The 4,459-nt window shown below is 36.2% G+C and carries 8 protein-coding genes and 1 pseudogene; 5 read left to right on the forward strand and 4 right to left on the reverse strand.

Going from position 1 to position 4,459, the window contains the following annotated elements; all coding sequences use genetic code 11:
• The 3 genes and pseudogenes from A6U95_RS31135 to A6U95_RS23425 all read right to left on the reverse strand — a co-directional run.
• A pseudogene (locus tag A6U95_RS31135) lies at window positions 1-268 on the reverse strand (hypothetical protein); the annotation flags it as partial.
• Window positions 256-528, reverse strand: a complete 273-nt coding sequence (locus A6U95_RS23420) for a hypothetical protein (RefSeq protein ID WP_065686245.1) — start codon at window positions 526-528, stop codon at window positions 256-258. The gene A6U95_RS23420 and the pseudogene A6U95_RS31135, both read right to left, overlap by 13 nt.
• A gap of 32 nt (window positions 529-560) precedes the next feature.
• Window positions 561-1,253, reverse strand: coding sequence for an XRE family transcriptional regulator (locus A6U95_RS23425; RefSeq protein WP_139102446.1), 693 nt, complete (start codon window positions 1,251-1,253; stop codon window positions 561-563).
• An 80-nt stretch (window positions 1,254-1,333) separates the two neighbouring features.
• Between A6U95_RS23425 and A6U95_RS23430 the strand changes: the two genes are divergently transcribed.
• From A6U95_RS23430 to A6U95_RS23450, 5 genes are all read left to right on the forward strand, one after another.
• Window positions 1,334-1,609: a helix-turn-helix transcriptional regulator gene (locus A6U95_RS23430; protein WP_065686247.1), complete on the forward strand. Its 276-nt coding sequence runs from the start codon at window positions 1,334-1,336 to the stop codon at window positions 1,607-1,609.
• 3 nt (window positions 1,610-1,612) lie between these two features.
• Window positions 1,613-2,257, forward strand: a complete 645-nt coding sequence (locus A6U95_RS23435; RefSeq protein WP_065686248.1) for a hypothetical protein — start codon at window positions 1,613-1,615, stop codon at window positions 2,255-2,257.
• Between the two features lie 2 nt (window positions 2,258-2,259).
• Entirely contained in the window at window positions 2,260-2,496 is a 237-nt protein-coding gene (locus A6U95_RS23440; RefSeq protein WP_065686249.1) for a hypothetical protein, read from the forward strand.
• Window positions 2,497-2,509: 13 nt separating this feature from the next.
• Window positions 2,510-2,914, forward strand: a complete 405-nt coding sequence (locus A6U95_RS23445) for a hypothetical protein (RefSeq protein WP_065686250.1) — start codon at window positions 2,510-2,512, stop codon at window positions 2,912-2,914.
• 67 nt (window positions 2,915-2,981) lie between these two features.
• Window positions 2,982-3,422, forward strand: coding sequence for a lysozyme inhibitor LprI family protein (locus A6U95_RS23450; RefSeq protein WP_083196454.1), 441 nt, complete (start codon window positions 2,982-2,984; stop codon window positions 3,420-3,422).
• Window positions 3,423-3,578: 156 nt separating this feature from the next.
• Here A6U95_RS23450 and A6U95_RS23455 read toward each other — a convergent pair whose 3' ends face one another.
• Entirely contained in the window at window positions 3,579-4,142 is a 564-nt protein-coding gene (locus tag A6U95_RS23455; RefSeq protein WP_065686252.1) for a recombinase family protein, read from the reverse strand.
• Between the last annotated feature and the right edge of the window lie 317 nt (window positions 4,143-4,459).

Raw genomic sequence — 4,459 nt, forward strand, 5'->3', positions numbered from 1 at the left:
GAGATGTGTATAAGAGACAGTTTTTATAGTTACTGTTTAGCATTGAGTGTTCAATAGCATCAGCAGTAGTATCTGCCTCCAACATTTTAATGTTATCATTAAGAATGATCAAACCACCAATAGATTTTTCCAAATTCAGACGCAGCTTAGTAGATGCGATTTGCTTTTCTGCACTCCTGATTAGTTGTTTGATATTTCTATATGCTACATCCATGAGTTCACGCCTAAATTTGTAAGCATTAGGATGCTTACTAATCAGTTCTTCCATATGTACTCTCTACCCCAAAAATTCCTTTGCAACCACTCGTCTGTCTCGAGTATTTTATTAAGTTTATTTTCAATATTAGGTGTTGGATCTGTATCAATGCTCTTTAGCTCTATTATAAAACGACTATTATCAAGTAAATAATCAGCCCTCTGATATTGCCCTCCATTCGGATTTAAAAACTCATCAACATAGTCATCCAAGTTTCTCGCTGTGCGATCTTGCTCCATAAATTTTTTAAATATCGATTCTAAGTTTGTCATCAGTGTTTACCTTATCATCAACTACTTCATAATTAATTAACATCACTAAGGATTAGTATAACTTGGCCGACACATTCGAATGATTGAGCTTCGTTACTAGAAACAGTTAGCTGCGGGTAATTTTTATTATCACTCAGCAAACTGTATCCTTGGGCCGTTACTTGCACTCGTTTTAACAAGTAATTTTCGCCCTTCTTCAGTACAACAAGCTGGTTTTCCTTTAGCTGTTTTATACTGGTGTCTACGATTAGCACAGCACCAATCCCAAAAGTAGGTTCCATCACATCAGTAGTTACCCTTAAAGCTACAAGATGGCTTGTATCGTCTTTTTCTTTCAAAAGGTACGTATCCAATAAAAGGTAATTCGGTTGTTCTAAAAAAGGAACTTTTGTTACACGCGAAAATTCATTGGCCTCATTATTAACTACTTCAGGTACAGGATCCCCAACGCCAGTAGCCAACCATTCAATCGATACGTCCAACGCTTTAGCCAGCAGCACTAAATTTTCTAATGTTGGACTACTAGCCTCTGAAAGATAGTTGTGTAACGTTGAATAGCTTATACCTACTTTAGTTGCGAACGCCCTTCCCAGCCCGTCAGGCAACATACTCCTAAGACGCTTAGTAAACTGTTTTTGTTGTTCTGAAGGTTCTTTATGTTTTTTTGACTTCATTGGAGCTGTTCCTAATTCATAAACATAAATCGCAAAAAAGGCATAAATCAACCTATAAATTCCTTTTTATGGATTGACTAGTTCCTTATAACGATCAATAATGTTCCTAAGATGAGTAATGAGAGTTCATAATGAGTGATGTTAATTCGAAAGGATCGCAGAAAAAGGGACAACTTTCCAGTACTGAAAAAAACTGGCATAGGGCTGACATTATCGCCGCCATAAGGAAGCAAGGAACAACACTTTCAGAGTTATCAAGACAAGCAGGGCTACACCAAAGGACTTTATATAATGTTCTTGAACGGCCCTGGTCTAAAGCAGAAAAAATAGTCAGTGATTGTATAGGTGTACCAGTAGAAGAAATTTGGCCTGAGAGATACAAAAGTCAACTTATGAAGGAGAAGTAGCCAATGGTTGGATTAATAGTAATTATTGTATGTATTGCCTTATCTATTTTTTTCTATAAAAAAATGGTAAAAATATTGCGTACAAAAGGACGGGGAAAATTAAGTACTTTATTTATTGCTTTATCATCTAGTAGTTTAGTCTTTATAGTTTCCATGATGATTGGGATAAGCAACTTTTTTCCTGAAGCTCAAAGCAGTAAAAGTAATGAAGGTGGGCATATTGTAAATAATACTACTGCTATTGAATCTTCATTAGAGATACGCATACAGGAAGAGATTAATTCCTTACCTGAAGGTAGTGCAAAACGCGGTTCTGCTATTTCCGTTTATAAGGAATATGGCGTAAGCAACAAAGATCTCTCTGAAGCACTAAAAAAAGCTGATTGTTACAATGCAATTATTACAAAAATGAAAATACATCAATCAGCATACTCATATGAAACAAAGAGCTGGCAGTCATTTAAAGATTTCGAACGTGATGTTGGCGGCGATGCTTACTTAAAAGCAGAAATGGACTATAGAAAGAGATACAACGAGGAATTTGGTAGGAATCAGAAAAAATTGAGCAATGAATTAGCATTATGTACTTATAACGTTGCACAATCTTTACCTGAGCATTTGCCAAGACCAAAACCAGAAGAGTATTAATTATGAAGAAAATAATATTATCCGTACTTTTAGCTTTTACAATGCTGATAGGAAATGCTATGGCTTCAGGACTCAAAGAATACAAAGTTGAATATGTTGTAGCAGGCAGTGGTATTATTTACGCTGAAAACATATACGCATACTCTGCTATTGAGGCATGGAACAAATTGAAACAAAAAGAAAAGATTAATGGTAAAGAAGCAATTCAAAGATCTGTAAGAGAAACATCCGGAAATTAACATAGGAAAGGATATGAAAAAAGTCTTTATTCTAATATTCGGTGCTGTAATCACAATGTCAAGCTACGCAAGCAATGAGTATTACTGCAAAACAGCAATCAAAACTGATAGAACAATTAAATCAGTGGCAAAAGATAGAGCATGGCTTGGTATAATAAAAGTTACCGATTATGGCAATGGATTTACTGTACATTTTGACGGTCATTATAATATGCAAGATTTTGATAGTGGCAAGATTAGCCCAGTAGGACAGAAAGGCCATATGAATATAAAAACTGAAAGTGACAGTAGCATTACTGAGTATTTTAAATATGATAGTACCTATAGGCTATTCAATTATGTTAATAATAAAAAACGCTTTGACCTGAATTTGTACGCCTGTGAGAGCAAAGATGGAACTTTAATTAAAAAACTTTGATAAACGTGAAGATGAAAGAAAAATATAGATTATAGACAAAATAGAAATTGATAATATAGGACAAGCCATGAAACAACGCATGATAGCTAAAAAACTAATTATGACTGCATTGCTACTATCATTAGGTACTAATGTCTATTCAAAAGATTTAAGACAAGACATTGATGATAAATTAGTTAAATGTAAGACATCAGCGGTTTCAACAATGGAAACTACTGATTGCTATGTCTCGGCTACTGACTCATGGGAGGCAGAGTTAAATAAGCAATATAAACTACTTCTTCAAGATCAGCCAAAAGAAATTCAAGCCAGCTTACGCAATGCACAACGAGCATGGGTAAAATATAAAGAATCGTACATTAATGCTATGAGAGACTTCTATAGCCAAGAACGCGGTTCAATCTGGGGTATAGTTATGTCAGAATCCAAAATGAATGTGACTCGCGACAAAGCTATTGATTTGTACAGATTAAGAAATAGTACAAACATGTCTGGCGAAGAAGAGTAATAATTAGCATATCAACACCACGGAAATGTAGTTATAAAAATCATAATGTTGTACTTTAATGCAGAGAGTTTTTTTAGTCTCTGCATTTTTTACAGATATCGAACGGATTAAATTCATTAAAATCAATGTGTTGCTATGTTATCAATTAAACTAATTTCAATTCCAGCACCGCTTTATAGTACTAATTGATACTGAAAGCTGTTTTGCCACGTTTGATTGTGAAATACCCTCAGCTTTAAGCCTTTGTACTTCATCATGAGAGGTTGCCTTTGGTCTACCACCTACACGGCCTTCAGAGCGAGATTTTGCCAAACCTTCTCGCGTACGCTCAATGATGCGATTGCGTTCGAAATCAGCCACCGCCGCTAAAACCTTAAGCTGGAACTCACCAGCAGCAGAAGTGAGATCCACCCCATCGAGATCTAATGAACGTACCGAAATTTTCTTGCCTTGGAGCATTTTGATTGTGCTCACGATATCAATCATATCTCTACCAAGGCGGTCAAGCTTGAGCACGACTAATTGATCGCCCTTCTCAAGCTTGTTGTTTACCAAATTTGAAAACTCAGGGCGTTCCATCGCAGGAACTCCGCCGCTGATTGTCTCAGTAACAACACGGTGTGGCTCGATGATGATCCCCTTCTGTTGTATAGCCAAGATCTGGTTATCGGTTGATTGTTCAGAAGTGGAAACACGACAGTATGAAAAGATCCGGCACATGCTACGCCCTAAGGTATCAAAAAGGTAGGTTCATTATAACATTGGTATCAAAACTGTAAACCCCTACTTTTTGATACCACGTTTAAGCTGTTGCATCCGTGGTGTCATAAACGGTCGTTTTTGAATGCAGTCACTATACTAATTGCGTTAAGGTAGGAGTTGAACATATGGATTCTGATCAATAGAATACCAACCTGAAATAACTGCACCTTAACCAGTCAAAAAGTCAACTTTTTTATGGTGCAGCTCTTAAATATTGGATTCTTCAGGCATCAAGGCTAATTAATCACCACTCTAACTGTCTCTTATACACATCT

Origin of the sequence: Serratia sp. 14-2641 (assembly GCF_001692375.1) — a bacterium.
In the GTDB taxonomy this organism is placed as follows: Bacteria; Pseudomonadota; Gammaproteobacteria; order Enterobacterales; family Enterobacteriaceae; genus Chania; species Chania fonticola_C.